General features: G+C 67.0%; 19 protein-coding genes, 1 tRNA gene and 1 pseudogene. 7 read left to right on the forward strand and 14 right to left on the reverse strand.

Annotation, left to right across the window (positions count from 1 at the left end):
- From PSRA_RS09805 to PSRA_RS06590, 6 genes and pseudogenes are all read left to right on the forward strand, one after another.
- Positions 1–184, forward strand: a pseudogene (locus tag PSRA_RS09805) (IS3 family transposase); the annotation flags it as partial.
- 9 nt (positions 185–193) lie between these two features.
- On the forward strand, positions 194–661 hold the full coding sequence (locus PSRA_RS06570) for a DDE-type integrase/transposase/recombinase (RefSeq protein WP_420820561.1): 468 nt from the start codon (positions 194–196) through the stop codon (positions 659–661).
- Between the two features lie 325 nt (positions 662–986).
- Positions 987–2549, forward strand: coding sequence for an LCP family protein (locus PSRA_RS06575; protein WP_158216356.1), 1563 nt, complete (start codon positions 987–989; stop codon positions 2547–2549).
- A 117-nt stretch (positions 2550–2666) separates the two neighbouring features.
- A complete protein-coding gene (locus tag PSRA_RS06580) occupies positions 2667–4226 on the forward strand; it encodes an LCP family protein (RefSeq protein ID WP_143516380.1) in 1560 nt (519 codons plus the stop codon).
- 117 nt (positions 4227–4343) lie between these two features.
- Entirely contained in the window at positions 4344–6260 is a 1917-nt protein-coding gene (locus PSRA_RS06585) for an FtsK/SpoIIIE domain-containing protein (RefSeq protein WP_094661115.1), read from the forward strand.
- A gap of 155 nt (positions 6261–6415) precedes the next feature.
- The gene (locus PSRA_RS06590) at positions 6416–6694 is read left to right on the forward strand and encodes a WhiB family transcriptional regulator (RefSeq protein WP_094661116.1); all 279 of its coding nucleotides are present in this window, start codon (positions 6416–6418) and stop codon (positions 6692–6694) included.
- 193 nt (positions 6695–6887) lie between these two features.
- Here PSRA_RS06590 and PSRA_RS06595 read toward each other — a convergent pair whose 3' ends face one another.
- On the reverse strand, positions 6888–8375 hold the full coding sequence (locus tag PSRA_RS06595) for a sensor histidine kinase (RefSeq protein ID WP_094661117.1): 1488 nt from the start codon (positions 8373–8375) through the stop codon (positions 6888–6890).
- 246 nt (positions 8376–8621) lie between these two features.
- On the opposite strand from PSRA_RS06595, the gene trhA reads away from it, so the two are divergent.
- Positions 8622–9653 (forward strand): PAQR family membrane homeostasis protein TrhA, encoded by a 1032-nt coding sequence (trhA, locus tag PSRA_RS06600; RefSeq protein ID WP_094661118.1) that lies wholly within the window; start codon positions 8622–8624, stop codon positions 9651–9653.
- Between the two features lie 343 nt (positions 9654–9996).
- On the opposite strand, the gene PSRA_RS06605 is transcribed toward trhA, so the two are convergent.
- The 13 genes from PSRA_RS06605 to PSRA_RS06665 all read right to left on the reverse strand — a co-directional run bounded on the left by PSRA_RS06605 (position 9997) and on the right by PSRA_RS06665 (position 24098).
- A complete protein-coding gene (locus PSRA_RS06605; protein ID WP_094661119.1) occupies positions 9997–10479 on the reverse strand; it encodes a GreA/GreB family elongation factor in 483 nt (160 codons plus the stop codon).
- A 159-nt stretch (positions 10480–10638) separates the two neighbouring features.
- Positions 10639–11040, reverse strand: coding sequence for an FKBP-type peptidyl-prolyl cis-trans isomerase (locus tag PSRA_RS06610; protein ID WP_094661120.1), 402 nt, complete (start codon positions 11038–11040; stop codon positions 10639–10641).
- 63 nt (positions 11041–11103) lie between these two features.
- Positions 11104–11184 (reverse strand) — tRNA-Leu (locus tag PSRA_RS06615).
- Positions 11185–11299: 115 nt separating this feature from the next.
- A complete protein-coding gene (locus tag PSRA_RS06620) occupies positions 11300–12307 on the reverse strand; it encodes a Ppx/GppA phosphatase family protein (protein ID WP_094661121.1) in 1008 nt (335 codons plus the stop codon).
- A 214-nt stretch (positions 12308–12521) separates the two neighbouring features.
- Positions 12522–13040: a DUF501 domain-containing protein gene (locus PSRA_RS06625; RefSeq protein WP_245834939.1), complete on the reverse strand. Its 519-nt coding sequence runs from the start codon at positions 13038–13040 to the stop codon at positions 12522–12524.
- 292 nt (positions 13041–13332) lie between these two features.
- Positions 13333–14118 (reverse strand): FtsB family cell division protein, encoded by a 786-nt coding sequence (locus PSRA_RS06630; protein ID WP_158216357.1) that lies wholly within the window; start codon positions 14116–14118, stop codon positions 13333–13335.
- A gap of 121 nt (positions 14119–14239) precedes the next feature.
- Positions 14240–15535, reverse strand: coding sequence for a phosphopyruvate hydratase (eno, locus tag PSRA_RS06635; protein WP_094661123.1), 1296 nt, complete (start codon positions 15533–15535; stop codon positions 14240–14242).
- A gap of 192 nt (positions 15536–15727) precedes the next feature.
- The gene (locus tag PSRA_RS06640) at positions 15728–16384 is read right to left on the reverse strand and encodes a hypothetical protein (protein ID WP_094661124.1); all 657 of its coding nucleotides are present in this window, start codon (positions 16382–16384) and stop codon (positions 15728–15730) included.
- A gap of 190 nt (positions 16385–16574) precedes the next feature.
- Complete coding sequence (locus PSRA_RS06645; RefSeq protein ID WP_158216358.1) at positions 16575–17363, reverse strand: endonuclease domain-containing protein; 789 nt, start codon at positions 17361–17363, stop codon at positions 16575–16577.
- Between the two features lie 457 nt (positions 17364–17820).
- A complete protein-coding gene (gene mfd / locus PSRA_RS06650) occupies positions 17821–21387 on the reverse strand; it encodes a transcription-repair coupling factor (protein ID WP_094661126.1) in 3567 nt (1188 codons plus the stop codon).
- Complete coding sequence (gene pth, locus PSRA_RS06655) at positions 21377–21976, reverse strand: aminoacyl-tRNA hydrolase (protein ID WP_094661127.1); 600 nt, start codon at positions 21974–21976, stop codon at positions 21377–21379. Before pth ends, mfd begins: the two co-directional genes overlap by 11 nt.
- 146 nt (positions 21977–22122) lie before the next feature.
- Positions 22123–23373, reverse strand: a complete 1251-nt coding sequence (locus tag PSRA_RS06660; protein WP_094661128.1) for a trans-sulfuration enzyme family protein — start codon at positions 23371–23373, stop codon at positions 22123–22125.
- Positions 23374–23531: 158 nt separating this feature from the next.
- Positions 23532–24098: a GNAT family N-acetyltransferase gene (locus tag PSRA_RS06665; RefSeq protein ID WP_094661129.1), complete on the reverse strand. Its 567-nt coding sequence runs from the start codon at positions 24096–24098 to the stop codon at positions 23532–23534.
- Positions 24099–24152 lie beyond the last annotated feature (54 nt).

Raw genomic sequence — 24152 nt, forward strand, 5'->3', positions numbered from 1 at the left:
GGCGCTGCGCCTCAGGGGCACGGTCGTGTCGGCCAGGCGGGTCATGCGCCTGATGACCGGCAACGGGCTGGTGCCCCCGTTCAAGAGCTCGCGCCGCTACTCCTCGTACAAGGGCGAGCTGTCCGACGCGCCCGCGAACATCGTCAACCGCGACTTCCACGCGGACGCGCCCAACAGGCTGTAGGTCACGGACATCACCGAGTTCTCCATCCCCGCGGGCAAGGTCTACCTGTCGCCGGTCATCGACTGCTACGACGGCATGCCCGTGGCATGGACGATCGGGACGAGCCCGAACTCGGCCCTGTCCAACGGCATGCTGCGCAAGGCATGCGCCGCGCTCAAACCGGGCGAGAGACCCGTGATCCACTCGGACCGGGGATGCCACTACCGGTGGGACGGGTGGATCTCGATCTGCGAGGAGAACGGGCTGGTGCGCTCGATGAGCGCGAAGGGCTGCAGCCCCGACAACGCGGCGGCCGAGGGCTTCTTCGGACGCCTCAAGCAGGAGTTCTTCCACAAGCGCTCCTTCGCGGGCGTCTCCCTGCGGGAGTTCATCCGCAGGCTCGACGAGTACATGACGTGGTACCGCGACGAACGCATCAAGACCGAGTTCGGCACCAGCATCACCGCGCGGCGACGCGAGCTCGGACTCATGGCATAATGAAAACCAACGACAACGCAGTCCAACAAAACAGCACCACCCCCCAACCCATCACACTGTTACCGAATTTGATTCTGCCCCGCCCCGCATGTCGCTCCACCCACCACGCTCCGCCACGCCTTACGAAATGGGCCGATGTTGTAAACGTCTCGCGCCATTCCGGGCCTCTTTTTCCTATTTGGTTCATATGTGCGCATATCATGAATTCGTTTGCCCCGCGCGGGGCGACATTCGCGAACTGAACGGCGCGGCGTCATATGGCGCCCTCGAGGAAAGGCAGCTGGTGACACAAGTGGCGGGGAGCGAAGCGAACTCTGCAAGGCACGTGCCCAGTCGTGCACCCAAGCATGCGAAGCATTACCGCATCACGCACGGCACGCGCACCTTCGTCGCTTGCCTCGTCATCGGCATCCTCCTGTTCATCGCCACCTTCGCGGGCGCGCTGTACACGCAGGTCACGAGCAACATCGGCGAAGCCGCAGTCGATTTCATCAAGCTGGACGCCCAGGGCAACGCGGTCGCCGACGACTCCGGCCCGCTCGATCCGTACGACGGCCAGGCCATCAACATCCTCGTGATGGGCCAGGATACCCGCGACGGCGAGGCCAACGCGGCGCTCGGCGGCGGCAACGTCGAGAATGAGCACCAGGCCGACACCACGATGGTGGTGCAGATCGCCGCCGACCGCAGCTACATCAATATCGTGTCCATTCCGCGCGATTCGCTCGTCGACCGACCCAAATGCACGATGTCCAACGGCTCTGTGCTCGATGCAGCGGACGGCGTGATGTTCAACTCCGTGTTCGCCGCCGCGTACCAGCAGGGCGGCGACCTCGCGTCCGCCGCAAGCTGCACCGTGCACACCGTGAACACGCTGACGGGCATGGACATCAGCGAATTCGTGGTGGTGGACTTCGCCGGCATGAGCCAGATGATCGACGCGATCGGCGGCGTGGACATCTGCCTGCCCGCCGACGTGAACGACGCCTACTCCGGCCTCGACCTGGACGCCGGCGTGCAGCATCTGTCCGGCACACAGGCCACGCAGTACGCGCGCACCCGCCACGGTCTGGGCGACGGCTCCGACATCATGCGCACCACGCGCCAGCAGTACCTCGTCAAGCGTCTTATCAAGACGGCGCTGCAGAAGAACATGCTCACGCAGTCGAACCAGCTGTACCAGTTCGCCCTCACGGCGCTGGACTCGCTGTCGATGAGCTCCGGCCTGGCCAATGCCTCCACTCTCGTGGGCCTGGCCATGACCTTCTCGAACTTCAGCATCGACCATATGTATACGATGACGATTCCCGTGATCACGTCGCCGGATGACCCCAATCGCGTGGTGTGGGCCGATTCCGCCGATGCGATCTGGGAGAAGATGCGCACCAACCAGCCGCTGCAGAATTCGGGCGATTCCTCGAGCTCCGCCTCGGCGAGCGCGTCGTCGTCGGAATCCTCGAGCTCCGCGGCGTCCGATTCGTCGTCGTCCGATGCCACCGCATCCGTGGACTCCGCGGCATCCTCCGACTCCACGGCCACGACGCAGACCTACCAGTACAAGGACGACACGGACGATTCCTCGAGCTCCAGCCCCTCCGCTTCCTCGTCCAGCAAGAGCTCCAGCTCCTCGTCGAGCTCGTCCAGCGCCTCCGCCGATCCGACGGATACCATGACCACGCAGCAGCGCATCGACTACTACACGTCGCTGGGCGGCACGTACAATGCCTCGACGCAGCTCATGGAGCAGCCTGACGGCACCCTCATCGACCCGGCGACCAATGGCTACGTGGATCCGTCCGACGGCACCATCCGCGACCAGGACACCGGTTACGCCATCGGCATCGCGTACAACTACATGACGCTGACCTTCTGCCCCAGCCTGATGTGACGACGAGGCCGCGCGCCCCGTTCCGACACGCCGTCCGCAACCGCGCGACACGCCGGGACGACACGCCGGGACGACACATCAAAACGGGGCGCGCCGAATGTGAAAGGACTGACCAGCATGGCAGATTCGGGCTCCGAGTTCCCGCCGAGTTTCTCACCCTCAGACCGCGGGCCGACACGCCGGAGCCCGCGCCGTGGCGTCCCGTCACAGAACGGTGCAGCATGGAACGGTACGGGGCAGCAGGGCACCGCCCCGTACCCGCCGAGTTTCTCCCCCACGGAGCGCCCGGCCCGGGGAGCGTCCTCCGCCGCCCCGTCGACAGCGTCATCCGCGCGCCACGCGGCCCCGTCGTATCAGGCCCCGTCATCGTATGACACGCCGCTGCCCATCTCCATCGCCCCGACACCCGGCATATCGCGTCAACGCCCCGCCCGCGCGTCCTCGGCAAAGCCGTCGTCCTACGCGGCCTCCCGTTCCGCCTCCTCGCAAAATCGTGGTGCCGTGGATTCCGCCCCGCGCTCCTACGCGCCCGCATCGTATGCCCCCGCCACGTCACGCCGAACGTACGGAGCTTCCGCGGACGGCGCCCCGTCGTATCCCGCAGCCGGGCGCCAGCCCGCCCCGTCCTCGCCTGCCACGCCGACGCCCGGGACTCCCAGCTCCCCCGCGAATCCGGCGAATCCTGCAACCCCGGGCGACCCCGACGACGCGCGAACGCGCGCGAAAACGCATCATCCGCTGCGCATCATCGCCGCGGTCGTCATCGCGCTGCTCGCCGCCGTTCTCATCTTCGGCTGGACGCAGATCCAATGGATCAACAACTCCCTCAACCACGAGACCATGCTGTCGGGCAACTCGAACACCGCCGGCATGACGTGGCTTGTGCTCGGCTCCGACGAGCGCGATGGTACCGTGGGCGGCACCAGCGACGAAGTGCCCGGCTTCCGCACCGATACGATCCTCGTGCTCACGAAGCCCAGCTCCGGCGCCGCCTCGCTTATCTCGATCCCCCGCGACTCCTACGTGACCGTCGACGGCACCGACATGAAGATCAACGCCGTGGCCGAAAGCTACGGCTACCCGCAGCTTGTGAAAACCGTGGAAGGCATCACGGGCGTGACGATCGACCACGTGGTGCGCATCGGCTTCTCCGGCGTCACGTCCCTCGTGGACGCCGTGGGCGGCGTGGAGCTATGCCTCGACTATGACGTGGACGACGCCTATTCCGGCCTCGTGTGGCAGGCCGGCTGCCACACGGCCGACGGCACGACGGCGCTCGCCTTCGCGCGCATGCGTTACTCCGATCCGCAGGGCGATATCGGCAGGGCCGAGCGCCAGCGCCAGGTGATCTCCGCCATCATGACGAAGGTGACGCAGGGCGGGGCGATCCACAATTACGCCTCCCTGCATGCCGTGGGTGATGCGGCGATGTCGGCGCTGACGGTGGACGAAAACACGAACGCGTTCACGATGGCGCGGCTCGCGCTTGCCTTCCGGGACGCCACGGGGTCGGGCGGCGTGACGGGCACCGCGTACTACTCGGATCCGGGGTACTACCCCGCGTCGGGCATCGGCTCATGCGTGCTGCTTGACGATGACAAGAACCATGAGCTGTTCAATTCCCTGAGCCACGGGTCGATTCCCGCGGGAACCGTGGGAGGCTACACCGGCGCCTGATGACGGGCGGTTTTCTTCCGCCTGCGAGTTATCCACAGGCTCGGCTGTGCGTGTGACCTTCGTCCACATTGTCCGCTTCCCCGGCGTGTCGCGATCGGGTTATGGGACCGTGGCCCCATGAGACATTCAGCACACACCCCACGGCGGCCCGAGTGCCCACGCAGACGGAGTCACGGCGACAGCGACGACGGCCATGACACCGCCGCCGAACCGCGCCGGCGACGCCGCGAGCGCTCGCCCCAGTCGCTGCTTATCTCCGTATCGTATCTGGCCCCGGTATTCAGTCAGCTGGCGATGGCCGGCATGATGATCGCCATGGGCAACTGGTGGTTCCTCGGCTTCGTGGTGCCCGGACTTATCGGCTCCCTGGCGTCGGGAGCGGCCATGATCATGTCGATGCGCCGTCAGGAGGAGCCTGTGGCCAATCCGCTGACCGATCCGCTGGCCGCACCGTCCGATGCGCCTCTGCCAATCGTTGCCGAGCCGCCGCCCGAGGAGACCCTGCTGTTCCCGGGTGTCAAGGTGGCCCGTCCGCAGCATGCGTGGCGGGCGGTGGTCCATGCGTGGCTTCTGCCGCCGAGCTTCGACGCGCCGATCGGCGTATGCGCGGACGGCGTGTTCACGCTGGGCTTGCTGAGGTCCGGGCCGCATGCGCTGGTGGCGGGCACAACGGGCTCGGGCAAGTCGATTCTTCTGGAGGTGTGGTGCCTGGCCCTCGCATGCCGCAATCCGCCCAGGCGACTGAATTTCGTGTTCCTCGATTTCAAAGGCGGCGCGGCGTTCCGTGAGCTGAGCCGGCTGCCACATTGCGTGGGCTGTGTGTCGGACCTTGATATCGCGCATGCTGTGCGTGCGCTGCGGGCGATGGAAAACGAGATGCACCGCCGGGAACGGCTGGTGGCGGAGCACGGCGTGGCCACCACCGACGAGCTGCCGGACCCGCCGCCGCGGCTCATCGTGGTGGTGGACGAGTTCGCGGCCCTGCGCCAACGCATCCCGGATTACGTCGACCGCCTGATCTCGCTGGCGTCGCTGGGCCGGTCGCTGGGCATGAACCTCATCATCTGCACGCAAAGCCCGCAGGGCCAGGTGACGGCGGATATGAAGGCGAATCTGAACCTCAATGTCTGTCTGCGGGTGCGCGACGCGTTCCAGTCGGGCGAGATGATCGGCTCCCCGGCCGCCGCACGCATCAGTCCGCGTCTGCCGGGCACCGCCTTCGCGTCGGACGGGGCGGACCTGACGATGTTCCGGTGCGCGCCCTGCGGCTGTACGCCGCGGCTCGTGGATGGATGCCTGAGGGCGGCGCGCTTCCTGGGAATGGACGGGGCGGCCCGACGCCTGTTCTCCGCTCCCCTGCCGCGCAGAATCGATATGCGCGGCGCGCTGCGCCTCGGCGTAACCGCGGCAGGTGCCGGGCAGGATGCGCGGTGCGGCCATCTGCTAGAGGTTGGAGTGGCGGACGATGGCATCCGTCTGGAGCCTTTCCTTCTGGACATGCGCGCGAATACCGCGATTATCGGCGCATCGGGCCGTGGCAAGACGACGGCGCTGCTGGCCGTGGCCGAGGCGGCGCGACGGGCCGGGTGGCGCGTGGAAACGGGAACGGGGTGCTGGACGTGGCTGCTCGAGTCACCCGACGGACTCGCGGTCCGGATGGCGGATGATGCCGACGCCGTGCTCGACCCCTTGGCCTCGGGGCCTCGGGCCGACGATTTCCGTCAGGCCCTCGCCTGCCGGGATGCGACGGTGATCTTCGCGGTCTCGTCGGCGCGGCATGTGCGTTATCCGGAGCAGTGCACGCGGCGCATCCTGTTTCCTCTGGCGGATAAATCGTCGAATGTCATGATGGGCATGCCATCGCAGACGGCATCCTCGCTCACCGACGACGATGTGCGCACGCCGGGCCGTGCCATCGTGGTGGACGAGGCGGCGTACCCGGTGCAGTTCTTCGCGCCCGACGCACGCCAGGCCCAGGCAACGGCCCATGAATACGCTCCTGACGCGCTCGATGACACGCCCGGCGGCGTGTGATGCGGCGTGTGATGCGGCGCCCGGAATCCCCTCGGAGCGCTGCAGCCGGGGCGCAACATGCACCATGGGCGTAATTTCGGAAAATTACGTCGGGAACTCTTGAAAATCGCGCTGATCAGTGGTTAGCTGAAATCACTGAACAGACAGGAGTATTCATGAGCAGTGCAAGCGATTGGCGTGCTAGGGCCGCGTGCCGGGACAAGGATCCCGAGCTCTTCTTTCCCGTGGGCAACACGGGTGCGGCCTATCAGCAGATCGAGGAGGCCAAGCAGGTGTGCCGTACCTGCGAGGTCATCGACCAATGCCTGAAATGCGCGCTGGAGACCAACCAGGATTACGGCGTGTGGGGCGGCCTGTCCGAGGACGAGCGCCGCGCACTCAAGCGCCGTGCCATGCGCGCCCGTCGTTCCCAGGCCCTGCAGATGCAGATCTGAAAACGAACCGCGCACAGCGCACACAACGCGCGCACAGCACGCGTACGAAAGGGGGTCCGCCTTACCGGCGGGCCCCCTTTCGCTTTCCTGGTGCATTCACATGCGGCCCTTCCACCGCCGCGTCCTCCATGTGGCTTTCGCTATGCGGCGCTCACCGCACGGACGTTCACCGCACCTGCGCGGCCCGCGGCCCTCACTGCGCGGCGCGCAGCTTCATCTTCATTATCACGCGCGTGCCACCGCCATGGCGCGGCTGCCACTGGATGGTGCCGCCGAAATCGTTTTTCACGAAGGTCTCGATGATCTGCGTACCCAGGCCCGAGCCGGACGCCTTCGCCTTGCCGTCCTCCGATTCGGACTCCAGGCCGTTGCCGTCGTCCTCCACCACCACGTCGAGCGAATTGCCGCCGCGGCCCACGGAAATCGTGATATTGCCCGAATCACGCCCCTCGAATCCGTGCTCGACGGCGTTCGTCACGAGCTCGGTGAGCACCAGCGACAGCGGCGTGGCGTCCTGCGCCGGCATGCTGCCGAACTGCCCCACGAAGCGGATGTCGATCTTCTGCCCGCGCTGCTCGGCCACGTCCACGCTCATGCGCAGCAGGCTGGGGATGATGGTGTCGAAATCGACGGTTTCATCGGCGGTCTGGCTCAGGCCCTCGTGCACCGCGGCGATCGTGGACACGCGGCGCTGCGCTTCCTGCAGCTCGCGTCGCACCTCCTCGCTCTGGGTGCGGCGGGCCTGGAGGCGCAGCAGCGCGGAGACGGCCTGCAGGTTGTTCTTGACGCGGTGGTGAATCTCGGAAATCGTGGCGTCCTTGGTCTGCAGCTCCACCTCGCGGCGGCGGATCTCGGTGACGTCGCGGAACAGCACAAGCGCGCCGTTGCGTCCGGTGCGCGCGTCATACAGCGGGAAGGAGCGCATGGCGAGGCACGCGCGGCTCGTGTCGAGCTCGGAATCCGCGGCGCTTTTGCCGCTGAGCACATACGACAGCGACTCGGGCACGCGGTCGCGCTCGTGGATGTTGTCGGTGGTGATCTCCGCCAGGTAACGGCCGACGAGCTCGCCGGTCACGCCGAGGCGGCGGTAGCAGCTGATGGCGTTGGGCGAGGCGTATTCGATGATGCCGTCGCCCGACAGGATGCAGAAGCCGTCGGAGACGCGCAGGTCGCTGCGACGTTCGGAGATCAGCGTCTCCTCGTAGGGGAAGCGGCCCATGGGGATCATGTCGAACAGGCGCTTGCCGGTCTGGATGCATTCGAGCTCGTAGCGGCCGTTGCCCACGCGCGTGGCCATGTTCGTCTCGCGGATCACCACGCCGAGCACCTTGTCGTGGCGGATGACGGGCGCGAAGACGTCGCAGACGGTGGTGGTGCCGATCATGCGGTAGTGGTCGAGGCGCGCCACCACACGATTGGAGTAGGCGCTTTCGACGGCGGGCACGAGCTCGTCGGCGATGGGCTGGCCGATGAGGTCGTCCATAAGCACGGAGACGACCGTGGACGAACGGCATTGGTCGGCCACCACGTATGTGCCGTCGTCGTCGCGGACCACGAGGATCAGGTCGGCGAAGCTCAGATCGGCGATGACCTGCCAGTCCGACACCAGGTGGTGGAGCCACTCGCGATCGGCGTCGACGAAGTCGGAATTGCCTGCGATGATCTGCGAAAAATCTGCCATGGCACCAATCCTAGTTGATGCGGTGCCGGGGTTGTGAAACGATGCCGCCGGCCGAACAGACGACCATCGCCTGCGATTCACCGATTGCAATCGCCGTGCGGCCGCCGACTTGCATTCTGGAATGGTTACGCTACAGTAAGTTACGAAAGAGAAACCTGCACTGGTTCCGTCGGACTCTGCCCGTATCGAATCCGACGCGAATCGCAGAACGTCAAATCGTAGAACGCCAACGGTAAGGAGGTCGGGATGGCCAACGCATCATCCGCCACGGCGCAGGGATCCATCGTTTCGAAACACGACGCAGCGCAGCGCCCCTCCCCGACGCCCGCCTCTACACCCGCCACCTCCCCCGACGACGCGCCGCTGGCCAAAAGCGCCATCGACGAGAACGCGCGCCGCCTCGCCAAGGAAGCCGAACGCGAAGTGGCCGATGCCATGACCGGCATCGCCGCCGAGGAAACCAAGGAGCGCGTGCGCACCGAGCGGCTCGCCCGCGCCCAGGCCAAGGCCGACGCCAAGCGCGCCAAGGCCGAGCGCAAGGCCAAGAAAATCCTCACGAAAGGCGAGTACAAGGCACGCAAGATCGAACTCAAGGCGCGCGGCATCCGCTACAAGAAGGTGCGCCTTGACGTGCACGGACGCCCCAAGCCCGCCATGCGCGGATGGCTGCACCTATGCGCCGCCCCGCTGGCGCTCGCCGGCGGCATCGTGCTCATCTGCCTCGCGCCGTTCGCGTCGCTCAAATGGGCGTGCGCGGTGTACATGGTCTGCTCGCTGATCCTTTTCGGCAACTCGGCCATCTACCATCTGGGCGACTGGTCGCCGAAGGTCACCGACGTGCTGCGGCGCATCGACCACACGAATATCTTCCTGCTCATCGCCGGCACCTACACGCCGGTCGCGTTCGCGCTCGAGCCGCGATGGCGCAACATCATCCTCATCAGCATCTGGTGCTGCGTCGCCGTCGCGATGATCATCCACGTGGTGTGGATCAACGCGCCACGCATCCTGTACACCATCGTGTACATCGTGTTCGGCGTGTCGGGCATCGGCTACATGGGGCTGTTCTGGGCCTCGCCGCTTGCAGGGCCGGCGGTCGTGTGCCTCATCCTGGCGGGCGGCGCCTGCTACATCGTCGGCGCGGTTATCTACGCCCGGCGCAAGCCCGACCCCTGGCCGCGCGTGTTCGGCTTCCACGAGCTCTTCCATCTGGGGACGGTGCTCGGATACGCATGCCATATGGTGGCGGTTTTCATGGTCGTGTGCGCCATGAGGTAACACGATTTTCCCGCTGCGCACGCGATGGCGTGCGGCGATAAGACTTCCCGCCAGGCCCGTCGGGGTCACGGCCGACGCCTTCCGGGAACAGTAGGCAGGCTCGCCCTGCCTACTTTTTTATGCGCGCACGGTAACGCGAGCCGCTTTGTGCAACAGTGTGATGGCTTGCGGACATAATCGGGCGTTTTCGAGCCGAAAAATCGTGTTTTCTGTCCGAAACCCACCACATTGTTATGAAGTACGATGCGGTCGCGGACATGAAACGGCGCCCGGCCTCTCGAGGAGCCGGGCGCCGTCAGCGCGCATCATCATTGCGTGCGTTCATCGTGGATGCGGCGGGACGTCAGGCCGCGAGGGGCTTGGCGGCCTTGATCGTCACGGTGATCTGGCGGCCGTTCGGAGCGGAGTATGTCACCTCGTCGCCGACTTTCGCGCCGTTGATGGCCGCGCCGATCGGGGACTCGGGGCTGATCACATCGTAATCGGTGGCAACGGCGATGTCGCGCGAACCGAGCACATACGTCATCTCGTTACCGGCGATCTCGACGGTCACGACGGAACCGTTGCCCACCGTGCCCTCCTTCGGCGCCTGCATGATCTGGGCGTTGCGCAGCTTGACGATGAGCTCGTTGATGCGCCCCTCGTTCTTGCCCTGCGCCTCGCGGGCGGCCTGGTATCCGCCGTTCTCCGACAGATCGCCCTCGGCACGCGCGGCCGCGATCTTCTGGGTGATCTCCTCGCGGTTCGGCCCCTCGCGCCATTCGAGTTCCTGCTTGAGCTTGTCATAGGCCTCCTGCGTAAGCAGGACGGTTTTCTCTTCGGCCATCATGACCTCCCTGTCAGTGCCCCGGCCCCGCGGGCCGGCGGCTCATTGTTGTATTCGACGCCTGCGGCCTTCCCGGCCACAGGCGTCCCATGCCGCGAACGCGGCCTCCGGAATCCCGGAAAGTATCTATGCGCTGGCGCGCAACCCGGCGCGCAGGCGTCAGTGGATGTCGACCACGAACACAAGCGTGTCGCCGCCGCCGATGCCCGCCTGCGGAATGCCGCGGGAGCCGTAGCCGTACTCCGGCGGAATCGACAGAAGGAGGCGCGAACGGCGCGTGCGGCCGACGAGTCCGCGGTCCCAGCCCTTGATGACCTGTCCGACGCCGATGGCGAACTGCGCGGGCGTGCCGCGGTCATAGCTGGAATCGAACGGGGTGTCCTTGCCCCATACCACGCCGTAGTAGTCGACGGTCACGGTGTCCCCCGCACGCACGACGGGGCCGTCGCCGGCCACGAGTTCCTTGATCTTGAGCCCCTTGGGCGCGTCGGCATCGGGGAATTCGATGACGGGCTTGGCGCCGAATTCGGCGTTCACCGTGGGCATGACATCTTCAGCCATTGCTTGCTCCTCGCTGTTCCATACTGTTTCCAGCAATCGTTTCCGCAGCCGGGCACCGCCCGGTGCCCCAGATGAGATTCGAACTCACACTCCTTGCGGATGCGGAGTTTAAGTCCGCTGCGTCTTCCATTCCGCCACTGGGGCCTGTGCGAAGCTTCGCACAGGTTCACCATAGTACTTCAAGTTTCCGGTCCGTCACGGCGTTCCGCCAGCAGCGCGGACATACGATGCCCCGCTCACGACGCCGTGTTCGCCAGACTCAGGCGGCGCGGCGCCCGGCGAAGGTGCGAACCGCCAGGTCGCGCACGATGCCGTCGAGCAGGCCATGCTCGGAGGCAATATACGAGTCGATGGCATGGCCCTCGTCGGCGGCGGCCTGCTGCACGCGGCGCAGGACGCGCGTCCACACCAACGCTCCCCCGCCGATCACATCGATACGGCCCGGATGGATGACCGGGTACTGCGCGCGCTCGGCGCGCGTCATGCGCAGGATGCGGTCGTCGGTGGCGCAGGCATCGTCGATGCGCACCACGGCGCCGTCCACCGCATCGCGGTCGTAGGTGGCGAGGCCCTGCGCGAGGCCCGTCATGGTGGTGACGGTGCCGGACACGCCGATGATGGTGCGCGCACGGCCGGCCGGCACCGTGGCGAAGGCGGTGTCGATATGCGCGTCGATGTCGGCCGACGCCTGCCCGATCTGCTCCTCGGTGGGCGGGTCGGATACCAGATGGCGTTCGGTCATGCGCACGGAGCCCACGTTCATCGAATACGCCGCGTCCACCTCGCCGGCATGCTCTCCCACGCCGCCGAGCACGACCTCGGTGGAGCCACCGCCGAGGTCGACGACGAGATACGGGGCCTGCGCGTGCCCGTCCGACAGCTGGTCGACGACGCTTGTGGCGCCGAGGAAGCTCAGGCGCGCCTCCTCGGTTCCGGGGATGACGTCCGGCCTTACGCCGAGGATGCTCTCGACGGTGTTCTCGAAGTCCTCGCGGTTCTCGGCGTCGCGCGTGGCCGACGTGGCGACGAAGCGCAGCGCGTCGACGGGATGCTCGCGCAATACATCGGCGAACTCACGACATGCGGCGTACGTGCGCTCGAGCGCGTCGGCGGCGAAACGATGCGTCTCGTCGATGCCCTGCCCCAGGCGCACGACACGCATGATGCGCGGCACGTCCACGGTGAAGCCGTCACCGTCGTATGTGGCGACCATAAGCCTGATGGAATTCGTACCGCAGTCGATGCCGCCCACCGTAACCGATGTCATGGGTCCCTCCTTGTTCCTGGGCCTGCGCCCGCCGGTTATGGCCGGCCGGGGCCGGCCGAATCGTCAACGCATCCGTCGACGCACAATCGTCGATGTCGTCAACGCATAATCGTCGACGGCATACCGTATCCGACGCCGCGGCGTTCATCGCCCGGCGCCCTGACACCAAGACTAGCCCGTCCGGGCCGCGGCGGTCTACGCCGCGTCACGATCCCTACGCCGCGTCACAATGGCAGACGGAGGGGCTGAACTCGTCGGCGACGCGTTCGAGCACGAGGTCGCCGATCGGATTGACGCCCGGCCCCATGGCCAGGCTCTGCGCCATCAGCGCGTGGAGGCATTTGACGCGCACCGGCAGGCCGCCGGCGCTGATGCCCTCGATATGCTCCTCCGTGTCGCCGAGGCGGCGGGCGAGTTCGTGGCGGAACTCCAGATAGATGCGGTGGGCGCGATGGTAGGCGGCGCGCACGGCTTCGTCGGACCGCACCATCTCGGTGTACGCGGCCATGGCGCCGGCGGCCTCGACATGCGAGGCGGCGCGCACGGCGGCGGTGCCGCACAGGTAGAAGGTGGTGGGGAACGGAATGCGCCCCTCCACCAGCGGGCGCGTGACGGTGACGAGCGGCGTGCCACAGACCTCGCAGCGGCGCCCGACAGCGACCATGCCGCGCGGGTAGCGCCCCAGCTGGCGGGTCACGGCCTCGATGTCGGCGTCGGTCGGCGTGTCGGCCATGATGCGGTCGAGCGCGGCGACGGCCACGGCCGCGTCCTCGGGGGTCGGGGTTTCGTCGACGGCGCGCGGCGTGTGGTGTGCGTTCGGCGCGGCGGCGGCCGTGGCGTCGGAGCGCGTGATGGTTGCCATGGTGTCGGCGGGGCGCTCAGCCTCGGCCGGGCGCGGCGCGTCCATACGATTCTGGGGCGTGTTCTCGGACATTCCTCTCCTTACGATGCCGCCGGACGAAAGCCGACGGCGTATCTGCGTGCCATTCTGCGTATCGTATCTTCGTGTTTCCGGAATCGTACCGTCACTGCCCGGCATCGGCGGACGCGGACGCATCGGAGGCAGCGCCATCCGCGCCGGCATCGGCCGCCGCGCCGGCATCGGAGGCCGGCGCATCGCCGCCCGACGCCGTCGAAGCCGCCCCGTCGGACGCCGACGAGCTCGCCGCGGCGGACGGATCGGTGGCATCGGTCGCCGTCGAGGACGAACCGCCCGACGAGGAACCGGAGGACGAACCGCTGTCAAGCGCGCCGCCCACCGTGGCGTCAGTCACCACGGAATCGGTGGAATCGGATTTCTCCAAGGAATACATAAGCTCGCGGTACCAGGGCATCGTCTCGGTTTTCGACGAGGAGCCCGACGCTCCGGACGATGACGTGGAGTCGCGCCCCGTGTTCACGAGATACACCGGCTTTTCGCCCGGATACACGAATCCGAGCCTCGAGCGCGCCTGCGCCTCCACATAGGCGTTGTCGTTCCACCGCTCGATATCGCTTTCGAGATCGGCCTTGCGCGCGGTGAGCTCGGCCTCCTTCTGACGGGCGGCGTCGAGCTCGGCCTTGTTCTGTACATAGGTGACGGCCACCTGCGCGAGCTGGAACGCGGCGAGCGCGATGATGATCAGCATGATGATGAGGCTTGCCATGGAGCCGCCTCGCGCGCGGTCCCTCTCCTCGGATTCCTCGCGCCGCCTGCGCTCCCTGGCCGCCATGAGCCTGTCGTCCTGTGACGATGCGCCGCGCGACGAGCGTCCGCGCGCGTCCTTCCGCCCCGAATCCTGGGTGCCTGTGCGGGGAACCTTGCTTGACATATCTACGAAAATACCCGCCGCACTCGACGCGCGAGCGGGCGGGTATCGCATGATCACAGGTGGCGCGGGCGACGGGCGCGGGTCAGCGGACCCTCATGCCACGGCGCGGCGCCGGAGCGGATCACATGTACTTCTTGCAGGCCTTGAAGGCGCTGTAGCCGGCGTACTGAGCGGTGGAGCCGAGCTCCTCCTCAATCTCGAGCAGGCGGTTGTACTTGGCGATGCGCTCGCCACGGGCCGGGGCACCGGTCTTGATCTGGCGGGTGTTCTTGGCAACCGCGAGGTCGGCGATCGTGGTGTCGGAGGTCTCGCCGGAGCGGTGGGACACCATGGAGGTGTAGCCGTTGGCGGTGGCGAGCTCGATGGCGTCGAGCGTCTCGGTGACGGTGCCGATCTGGTTGAGCTTGACGAGCAGGGAGTTCGCGGCGCCCATGTCGATGGCCTTCTGGAGGCGGGCCGGGTTGGTCACGAGCAGGTCGTCGCCGACGAACTGGAGGCGGTCGCCGAGCTTCTTGGTGATGGCGGCCCAGTCTTCCCAGCCCTCTTCCTGGAACGGATCCTCGATGGAGACGATCGGGTAATCGTTGATGAGCTTCTCGTAGAAGTCGAGCATGTACTCGGCGTCGCGCTCGCCACCCTCGAAGTGGTACTTGCCGGCCTCGCCCTTGCCGTAGAACTCGGAGGAGGCGACGTCGAGGCAGATGCCGATCTGCTTGCCCGGCTCGTAGCCGGCGTCCTGGATGGCCTTCATGATGTAGTCGAGGGAGTCGCGGTTGGACTTCATCTTCGGGGCGAAGCCGCCCTCGTCGCCCAGACCGGTGGCCAGGCCGTCCTTCTTCAGCTCGTTCTTCAGGGTGTGGTACACCTCGACGCCGGCGCGCAGGGCCTCGCGGTAGGAATCGAAGCCGTACGGGGAGATCATGTACTCCTGGATGTCGGTGGCGAAGTCGGCGTGGGCGCCGCCGTTCATGATGTTCATGTTCGGGACAGGCAGGATGTGGCCGTTGGTTCCGCCGATGTAACGGTACAGCGGCAGCTCCGCGGACTCCGCGGCGGCGTAGAGGGCGGCGAGGGACACGCCGAGGATCGCGTTGGCGCCGAGGCGGCCCTTGTTCGGGGTGCCGTCGAGGGCGATCATCACGTCGTCGAGGGCGCGCTGATCGGTGGCGTCCATGCCGATGACCTTCGGGGCGATCTCGTCGTTGACGGCCTTGACAGCATTCAGAGTGCCCTTGCCCATGTAGCGGGACTTGTCGCCATCGCGACGCTCCCAGGCTTCGGCGGCACCGGTGGAGGCGCCGGACGGAACAAGGCCACGGCCCACGGCGCCGTCCTCGGTCTCGAGGATGACTTCGACGGTCGGGTTGCCACGGGAGTCGAGGATCTCGCGCGCGTAAACGCTTTCAATAACTGCCACAACTACTCCTTTAACGTAATGTTGTGCGGACGTTTTCAAGAATAATGCCCCAAATGGACGTTGGCTGGAAGCGACATGATGATTCGCGCCATATGCGCCGACGGCGAAACCGTCGCCCCGCGGTGCGAACGGCGATACGAGGCGAAACGGCGGCGGATACGATGTCGCCGCCGTCTCGATGCCTCCGCTGCCTCAGCCGGCGTATTCGACGATGGCGCGGGTCACGCCGCGCAGATAGTCGAGCGAGCGCTCCCAGTCGCCGGGTACCTCGATGGAATGGTTCGCATCCTCGAAAGTGCGCACGCGGTCGGTGAGCAGGCGGGCCTTGGCCGGGTCGAAATACGGGTCGGCCGTGCCCGCGCAGATCAGCGGGGCCGGATAGTCGGGCCCGGGCAGCGGCGCGGGGATGACGGACTTGTGCACGTCGAAGGGCGGCGGGTTGAGCACCGGAGTGAGCAGCACCGTGCGCAGGCCCAGATGCGCGGCGTGCGGGAACGACAGCGTCGACAGCGACTTGGTGATGACGAGCAGGTCGGCCTCCTGCCCCGCATGGCGTGCGCGCTCGAGCGACTTTGCACGCCACAGGTCGATGACATGCTCCATGCAGTCGATCATTTCGGGAAACTCCACGCTTTCGGTGAGCTTGAGGTCGAGACGATCCACGTACCAGCCCTCGGGCGCGAGCGCCTGGGCTGCCCAGTACAGCAGCGGCCGGTCCACCGTGTAGCCGATGCCCGGCATGATAAGCACATGCCTGCCGGTCTCCTCCGGCTTGACCGTGTTCTTGCCCCACGGCGTCAGCGCCGGCGTGACGTTCTTCCAATCGTGACCGCGTGTCTGATCGTTCACCGTTCCTCCTTGGCGCACGATTCCGGCGCCTTCACAATCAGCTTGGCCGCAGGTGGCGACAGCCGCCCGCCGGCGCCATCGTCCGCCCGCCGGCGCCATCGTCTGCCACCCCCTCCTATCCACCCACTTTTGCGGCCAAATGGGGGCAAAAGTCACCATAAACCGCACCGATCATCGACGCACCGGCGGGTCAACGAGGGGGCCAGCAGCGGCCGGGAACGAAATCTGTGTGGATGGTGCGCCGGCGGTCGGCGAGCTGCCTCACGGTCAACGGCGCCCTCAACCTGACCTTGTGCCCCAATCGCCGCTCGATGATCCCGGCGAGCCCCATCACAAAACGTTCCTGGGCATCGGCATCGATGACATCGGCATTCTCCACCGACACAACGATCCACCCCGCACCTTCCAGCTCCCTGCGTCGCGCAGCGTCCTCCTCGCGCTGGGAACCGTGGTAGGCGCCATCGTATTCAATGCCGATCCTGAGGCTTTCGTACGCCATGTCAAGAAAGTACCGCCGCCCCGACCCGACCCTGACGGACGGATTGACGGCAGGGCACGGCAAACCGTAGCGAAGAAGCAGCAGCCGCAGATCGGTTTCGGGAAAGGAATCCGTGTTGTCACGCATAAGGCGCAGTGCGCGACGGCTGTTCTCGATTCCCGCGGGCAGCAACCGCCTTTTCTGTGCTTTCTGCCCAACCTGCCCTTGCGCCTCCTGCCCTTCCTGCCCTTGCGCCTCCTGCCCTTTCTGCGCCTCCTGCGTCGACAGGATCGCGCCGACGCCATCGACCGCCGCCTCCATTGCGGCGACCGTGTACCACTTCTGGTCCCGGTCGCGCCGCGCCAGGGCATCGCCGAGACGCACCAGCGCGTCGAGGGGCAGGCTGTTCGCGAACATCATCCATGCGGCGAGAGGGCTGGTGCACGCAATCCCGTCGATATCGATGACGCTCCACGGGTGGCTGCGCATGACGAAGGTCACGCCGTTGACATTGCGCCGCTCTGCGCCCCGTGACACGATGGCGACGAGTCCGCGATCGGGAACGTCCGAGGGCACGTCGACGCAGCACAGCCTCAATGCGGTTTCGAAACCGAAGACCAGACGCCGCCGGCATCGCGACTGCGCCTCGCGGCATTGCCCGAGGGTGGTTTTGAACATCCGGATGGCCTTGGACTCGTTCGATTCGAAAACCTTGGCGGGTCGCGCCATGATGGCTTTGCGGACCAAGCGGGATACGGTGGTGTTGTACTCCATGGGCCCACGGTATCGATTCCGCCGGCGACACGCAGGGGCGTCGGGAAAATGTGGATAACTTCCTCGCGCGCCCGACGTCGGTTGTGGAAAGCCGAGCGGTCGGTGGGACCGACGATAACCGCCGACTTTTGCGACCGGATGGGGGCAAAAGTCGGCGAATACGATAGGCGGCCGGGCGGACCGGTCAGGAGCGGCGGCCGGGCACCCACTCGAGGTCGTCGAGCAGCTGCTCCGTCCACGCGAGCACCTCCGACGAGCCCATCGGCTTGGAGCCCAAAGACCCCTGGAACGGCGAGGGCACGATGACGGTGTGCGTCACCGGGCGGTACTGCGTGCCGTGGTAGATGTGGATCATGCGCATGAGCTGCGAGTCACGCGGGTCAGCGCCCACCACGCGCACGGATCGGCCCTGCGCGATGATGTCGGTGATGCCCATGGCGCGCGCCCTGTTGCGCAGCTGCGCGACGGCGAAGAGACTGTCGAGCGACTCGGGCAGCGCGCCGTAACGGTCGCGCAGCTCCTCGCGGATCTCGCGGAAATCGTCGTCGGTGCGCGCCTGCGCAATCTCGCGGTACGCGTCGAGGCGCAGCTTGTCGGAGGAGATGTAATCGGTCGGGATCGACGCCTCCACGGGCAGCTCGATCGTGACGTTCGGTTCCTCCTCCTTGTCGGGCTCCTTGTAGTGCTCCACGGCGTCCGACACCATGCGCACGTACAGGTCGAAGCCGACGCCCTCGATATGGCCGGACTGCTCGCCGCCCAGCAGGTTGCCCGTGCCGCGGATCTCGAGGTCCTTCATGGCCACGTCGTAGCCGGCTCCGAGCGACGTGTTCTGCGCGATCGTGGCGAGACGGTCATGCGCGGTCTGCGTCATCGGACGCTCGGGGTCGTACAGGAAGTACGCGTAGGCGCGCTCGCGGCCGCGGCCCACGCGACCTCGTAGCTGGTGCAGCTGCGACAGGCCGAAGCGGTCGGCGCGGTCCACGATCAACGTGTTGGCGTTCGAGATATCGAGGCCGGTTTCAATGATCGTGGTGCACACGAGCACGTCGATGTCGCGGTGCCAGAAGTCGCGGATGACGGAATCCAGCTGCTTCTCCCCCATCTTGCCGTGCGCGATGCCGATATGCGCCTCGGGCACGAGCTCGGCGATATGCGCGGCCACCTTCGAGATGTCCTGCACGCGGTTGTGCACGAAGAACACCTGGCCTCCGCGCAGCAGCTCGCGCTTGATGGCGGCGGCGACCTGCGCGTCCTCGTAGCGGCCCACGTAGGTCAGCACGGGCAGGCGGTCCTCGGGCGGCGTGGCGAGCGTCGACATCTCGCGGATGCCGGTGACGGCCATCTCGAGCGTGCGCGGGATCGGCGTGGCGGACAGCGACAGCACGTCCACGTTCGTGCGCAGGGCCTTGAGCGTCTCCTTGTGCTCGACGCCGAAGCGCTGCTCCTCGTCGATGATGACAAGTCCCAGGTCCTTGAACTTGATGGCGGGATTGAGCAGCTTATGCGTGCCGATCACGACGTCGACGGTGCCCTTGGCGAGCCCGTCGATGGTCTCGTTGATCTCCTTGGCGCTCTGGAAGCGGCTCATCTGCGCCACGGTGACCGGGAAGCCCTCGTAGCGCTGGGAGAAGGTCTCGTAATGCTGCTGCACCAGAAGCGTGGTGGGCACGAGCACGGCCACCTGCTTGCCGTCCTGCACGGCCTTGAAGGCGGCGCGCACGGCGATCTCCGTCTTGCCGAAGCCCACGTCGCCGCAGATGAGGCGGTCCATCGGCACGGGCTTCTCCATGTCGGCCTTGACCTCGTCGATGGTGCGCAGCTGGTCGGGCGTCTCCTGGTACGGGAAGGCGTCCTCGAGCTCGCGCTGCCACGGCGTGTCGGGGCTGAAGGCGAAGCCCGGCGTGGACTGGCGCGCCGAGTAGAGCTTGACGAGGTCGTCGGCGATCTCCTTGACATGCTTGCGGGCGCGCGCTTTCGTGGCCGCCCAGTCGGAGCCGCCGAGCTTGTTGAGCTTGGGCTCGTCGGAGCCGATGTACTTGCTCACCTGGTCGAGCTGGTCGGTGGGGATGAACAGCTTGTCGGCGGGCGCGCCGCGGCGCGACGGGGCGTATTCGATGACGAGGTACTCGCGTTCGGCGCGGGAGGCGCCGGCGCCGACCATGCGTTTCTGGAGCCCGAGGAAGCGGCCGATGCCGTGCTGCTCATGCACCACGTAGTCGCCGGCCTTGAGTTCCATAAGGTCGATGGCCTTGCGCCGGCGGGCCGGTGTGCGTTGCACGCCGGCGACGGAGCTGCGTCCCGTGATGTCGCGCTCGGTGAGCACGGCCAGGCCTGCGGATTCGTCGACGAAGCCGTCGATGGCGCGCGAGGGGATGTAGTCGACGCCGGTGACGAGGTCCTCGACGAAGGCGCGCTTGAGGCGCGACAGGGTTCCCTGCGCGGGCGCCGTGACGACGACGCGCATGCGCCGGTCGATAAGACCACGCACACCGGCGACGGCGCGGTCCTCTTCGCCGCGGTATTCCTGGGCGGGGCGTGCGTCGAGCCTGAGGCAGTCGGCGCCGCTGAAATCGGCGAACTGCCAGATATGGCGCTTCGGGGAACGCAGGCCTTCGACGGCGTCCTCGTAGCTCAGGAAGCTGGCCGAATCGAAGGTGATGGGCGCGCCGGAGCCGGCGGCCTCGGCGGCGACATGCCAGCTGGCCGCGAGGAATTCGTTCGCGGTCTGGGCCAGGTCGTCGGCGGCGCGGCGCAGACGCTCGGGATCCCACAGCATGACGGTGCACGATTCGTCGAACAGGCGCGAAACAGGGCGCAGATCGTCGACAAGCGCGGGCATAAGAGACTCCATGCCCTCCACGGGGATGGCGTTGGCGATGGACTCGAGCATGTCGTCGGCGTTCGCGATGGTGCCGACGAGGCTTTTCGCACGGGCGCGCACGGCGTCGGTCAGCTGCAGTTCGCGGCACGGCGTGGCCCATACGACGGGCACATCATCGCCGTAGGTGCGCTGGTCGGAGGCGTGGAACTCGCGGATGGAGTCGATGGTGTCGCCGAAGAACTCGATGCGCACCGGATGCGGCGCCGTGGGCGGGAATACGTCGAGGATTCCGCCGCGCACGGCGAATTCGCCGCGGTCCATGACGAGGTCGGTGCGCGTGTAGGCGTTCTCGACGAGGCGGCGCTCGGCCTCGTCGAAAGGCATGTCGTCGTCGATGCGGAACACCAGGGGCTCGACGTCCTCGATGCCGGCCACGATGGGCTGGATGAGGGAGCGCACGGGCATGATGAGGATGCGGATCGGCGAAAACAGGCCGCTTCCCTGGCGCGGGTGGGCGAGGCGATAGAACACCGACATGCGCTGCGCCACGGTGTCGGCGCGCGGCGACAGGCGTTCGTGCGGCAGCGTCTCCCACGCCTCGAGCACGGCCACGTCCTGCGCCGGGCCGTCATACCACGATCGCACGGAGCCGGCGATCTCGGCCGCGTCATGGCTCGAGGGCACGACGAGCACGACCTGCCCCGCGGCGGCGCGGGCCGCGACGATGGCGGGGCGCAGACCGTCGGGCGCGTCGATCGGAAGGATTTCTCCCCCGCTGACGCCTTCGGGCAGGGAGTCGGCAAGTCCGGTGACGAGATGCCCGTAGGCGTCGTCGGAGTCGAGAAGCCCCAGAAGCGGGGCGAGGGAGCCATCGAGTCGCACCTGCGGCTGTTTCGATGCGCGGGAGGCCTTGCGCTCAGCGGCCATTGAAACGCTCCTGCGCGGCGTTCAGTCCGTCGAAGATGATGGTTTCGGCCGCGTCCGCCCCGTCGGCGAGGAAATCGTCGAGCTCCTTGCGCTGCGAGCCATTGAAGCCACCCAGCACCCAGTCGATCGTGTTCTGGTGGGCGTTGGCGCCGCGCGCGGCATGCCCCACGCCGAGGCGCACGCGCGCGTACTTGTTCGTGCCGAGCGAGCGGTCGATTGACTTGATGCCGTTGTGGCCGCCGGCGGAGCCGCCCGCCTTGACCTTGATGCGTCCGAAGTCAAGGTCCATGTCATCGTGGATCACCACGATATGCTCGGCGGGGATCTCGTAATACGCGCTGATGGAGGCCACCGCGTCGCCGGATGCGTTCATATAGGTCAGCGGCTTGGCAAGGAAGAACTTGCGCGTGCCGCCGCCGAGGCTCATGACGCCTTTGCCCAGCATGGCCAGGCCTTTGTGGTCGGAGAAGCTCACGGACCACCTTTCGGCGAGCACGTCGGCGCACATGAAGCCCATGTTGTGGCGCGTGCCCTCGTACTTCTTCCCCGGATTGCCCAGTCCTGCGATCAGCCAGAAATCGGATGCCATGCTTCCCCGCCTTCGTCCGCGCGCCGCGCGCGCCTGTCGGTGCCGTTCGATACGGCATCGAGATAACTCCAACGGCTCGACTTTACCGCGGTCGGCGCATGGTGCGGAAGGCGTTCAGCGGCGGGCGAAGGCGGCAGGCCTGGCGTTCAGGCGGCGGCGCCGACGGGCTCCTGCTCGCCCACGATGGGCACGCCGAGCTTGGCCGGCAGATTCGCCAGCTCGCCCTTGACATCTCCCCCGCGCCCCGCGGCGCCGGCGGCGAGCGCGCGGTCGAGGTCGGCCAGCAGGTCGCGCACGTCCTCGATGCCCACCGACAGGCGGATAAGGCCGTCGGTGATGCCGATCTTGAGGCGTTCCTCGCGCGGCAGCTCGAAATGCGTCATGCGGCTGGGCAGCTCGGCGAGCGATTCGACGGCGCCCAGCGAAACGGCGAGGCGGAAGAGGCGGAAGGCGTTAAGCACCACCACCGGGTCGACGAGGTCCTCGTCCACCTCAAAGGAGAGCACGCCGCCGAATCCGCGCAGCTCGCGCGCCGCCAGCTCATGGCCGGGGTCGGAGGCCAGGCCCGGGTAATGCACGGCCGTGACGCCCGGGTGCGCCTCGAGATGCTCGGCGATGCGCTGGGCGTTCTCCTGCTGGCGGTCGATGCGCAGCGCGAGCGTCTGGATGCCGCGGCGCACGGCGTCGGATTCCTGCGGCGGCAGGACGCCGCCCAGCCGGTTCTGCGCGTAGTACAGGCGGTCTGCGAGCTCCTCGCTGCCGACGACGGCGACGCCCGCGATGACGTCGGAATGCCCGGCGAGGTACTTCGTGGCGGAATGCAGCACGATGTCGGCGCCCAGATCGAGCGGGTTCTGCAGATAGGGCGAGACGAAGGTGTTGTCGACGATGGTGATGGCGCCGGCCTCGCGCGCCAGGCCCGCAAGCGCCGCGACGTCGTTGACGCGCAGCAGCGGGTTCGTCAGGGTTTCGAAATACAGCGCCTTGACATCGTCCTGCGCGAGGGCTGCGCGCACGGCGTCGAGGTCCTGCGTGTCGACCACCGTGAAGAGCAGGCCCCAGCGGTGGAAAAACTCGTTGACCTGCGAATAGGTGCCGCCGTAGATGTTGTCTCCCACCACGATGCGGTCGCCGGGCTTGAAGATCGACAGCGTGGCGTGGATGGCGGCCAGGCCGGAGGCGAAGGCGAAGCCGCGCACGCCGTGTTCGAGCTGCGCCACCTGGCGCTCGAGGAACTCGCGCGTGGGGTTTCCGGAGCGTGCGTAGTCCCATCGGGGCATGGAGTCCACCGATTCGAAGGCGAATGTCGATGAGTTGTAGATGGGCGGGTTCACCGCTCCGGTTGCGTTGTCATGCACGGGAACCCCGTGGACGAGCTGTGTGGAGAAATACGACATGGGTGCACCTCCTCGGTGGCGTCAGACGTTTGCGTTATGCGTCGTATGCGCGGGTTTCGCGCGACGCCTTCCACCCTAGGAGGCGCGGACGGCCGGCGGGCCGCCGCGTTATGCGTGTCGTCGATAGTGCGTTCAAAAGGGCGGTCGATAACAGACCGTCAACACCGGCCGGCCGCAGGCCGCTCCCCCTGCACGCCCTGGACCGGCCGCAGTTCCTTATACCAGTACTGCACGTCGAGGGTGCGGCCGGCGTTGTGGATGGCGCCGGGCAACAGGCCGAAACGCGTGAAGCCGAAGGACCGCATGAGGGCGAGCGAGCCGGCATTGGGGCTGAACACGCAGCTGACGGCTTTCTCGTACCCCAGGCGCGCGGCGGTGTCAAGCAGCCAGGAGACGAGGAGGCGCCCGGCGCCGCGGCCGCGCCAGTAGGAGCCGATGTAATAGCTGATCTCCACGATGGCGTCGTATCCGGCGCGCGGACGGTAGCGGCTCAGCGAACCGAAGCCGACGGTCTGCCCGCCCAGACGCACCACGACGACGGGATACCGCGAGCGCGGGGCGTGCCGTTCGAGCCATTCGCGGCGCTGCTCGGCGCTGCGCTCGTCGACGTCGGAGGTGGAGATGCCGTCGCGGATGGCCTCGTTGTAGATGCTCGTGATGGCGTGGATGTCGCTGACGCGCGCGTCGCGAATCGTGAAGCCGCCTGTGGTACCGTTGTCCGCCATGCGCCGAACCTCCTGCCCGTCGGCCGCGGGTGCGCCGCCACCCATATCGAAGGC

It is taken from the genome of Pseudoscardovia radai, from assembly GCF_002259605.1.
GTDB lineage: Bacteria > Actinomycetota > Actinomycetes > Actinomycetales > Bifidobacteriaceae > Pseudoscardovia > Pseudoscardovia radai.

What these genes read in the sequence shown, in the direction of transcription:
- PSRA_RS06580 (WP_143516380.1), top strand. Translation starts at nt 2,667, where the DNA reads ATGGCAGATTCGGGCTCCGAGTTCCCGCCGAGTTTCTCACCCTCAGAC.
- PSRA_RS06585 (WP_094661115.1), top strand. Translation starts at nt 4,344, where the DNA reads ATGAGACATTCAGCACACACCCCACGGCGGCCCGAGTGCCCACGCAGA.
- PSRA_RS06590 (WP_094661116.1), top strand. Translation starts at nt 6,416, where the DNA reads ATGAGCAGTGCAAGCGATTGGCGTGCTAGGGCCGCGTGCCGGGACAAG.
- PSRA_RS06595 (WP_094661117.1), bottom strand. Translation starts at nt 8,375, where the DNA reads ATGGCAGATTTTTCGCAGATCATCGCAGGCAATTCCGACTTCGTCGAC.
- trhA (WP_094661118.1), top strand. Translation starts at nt 8,622, where the DNA reads ATGGCCAACGCATCATCCGCCACGGCGCAGGGATCCATCGTTTCGAAA.
- PSRA_RS06605 (WP_094661119.1), bottom strand. Translation starts at nt 10,479, where the DNA reads ATGGCCGAAGAGAAAACCGTCCTGCTTACGCAGGAGGCCTATGACAAG.
- PSRA_RS06610 (WP_094661120.1), bottom strand. Translation starts at nt 11,040, where the DNA reads ATGGCTGAAGATGTCATGCCCACGGTGAACGCCGAATTCGGCGCCAAG.
- PSRA_RS06620 (WP_094661121.1), bottom strand. Translation starts at nt 12,307, where the DNA reads ATGACATCGGTTACGGTGGGCGGCATCGACTGCGGTACGAATTCCATC.
- PSRA_RS06625 (WP_245834939.1), bottom strand. Translation starts at nt 13,040, where the DNA reads ATGGCCGACACGCCGACCGACGCCGACATCGAGGCCGTGACCCGCCAG.
- PSRA_RS06630 (WP_158216357.1), bottom strand. Translation starts at nt 14,118, where the DNA reads ATGTCAAGCAAGGTTCCCCGCACAGGCACCCAGGATTCGGGGCGGAAG.
- mfd (WP_094661126.1), bottom strand. Translation starts at nt 21,387, where the DNA reads ATGGCCGCTGAGCGCAAGGCCTCCCGCGCATCGAAACAGCCGCAGGTG.
- pth (WP_094661127.1), bottom strand. Translation starts at nt 21,976, where the DNA reads ATGGCATCCGATTTCTGGCTGATCGCAGGACTGGGCAATCCGGGGAAG.
- PSRA_RS06660 (WP_094661128.1), bottom strand. Translation starts at nt 23,373, where the DNA reads ATGTCGTATTTCTCCACACAGCTCGTCCACGGGGTTCCCGTGCATGAC.
- PSRA_RS06665 (WP_094661129.1), bottom strand. Translation starts at nt 24,098, where the DNA reads ATGGCGGACAACGGTACCACAGGCGGCTTCACGATTCGCGACGCGCGC.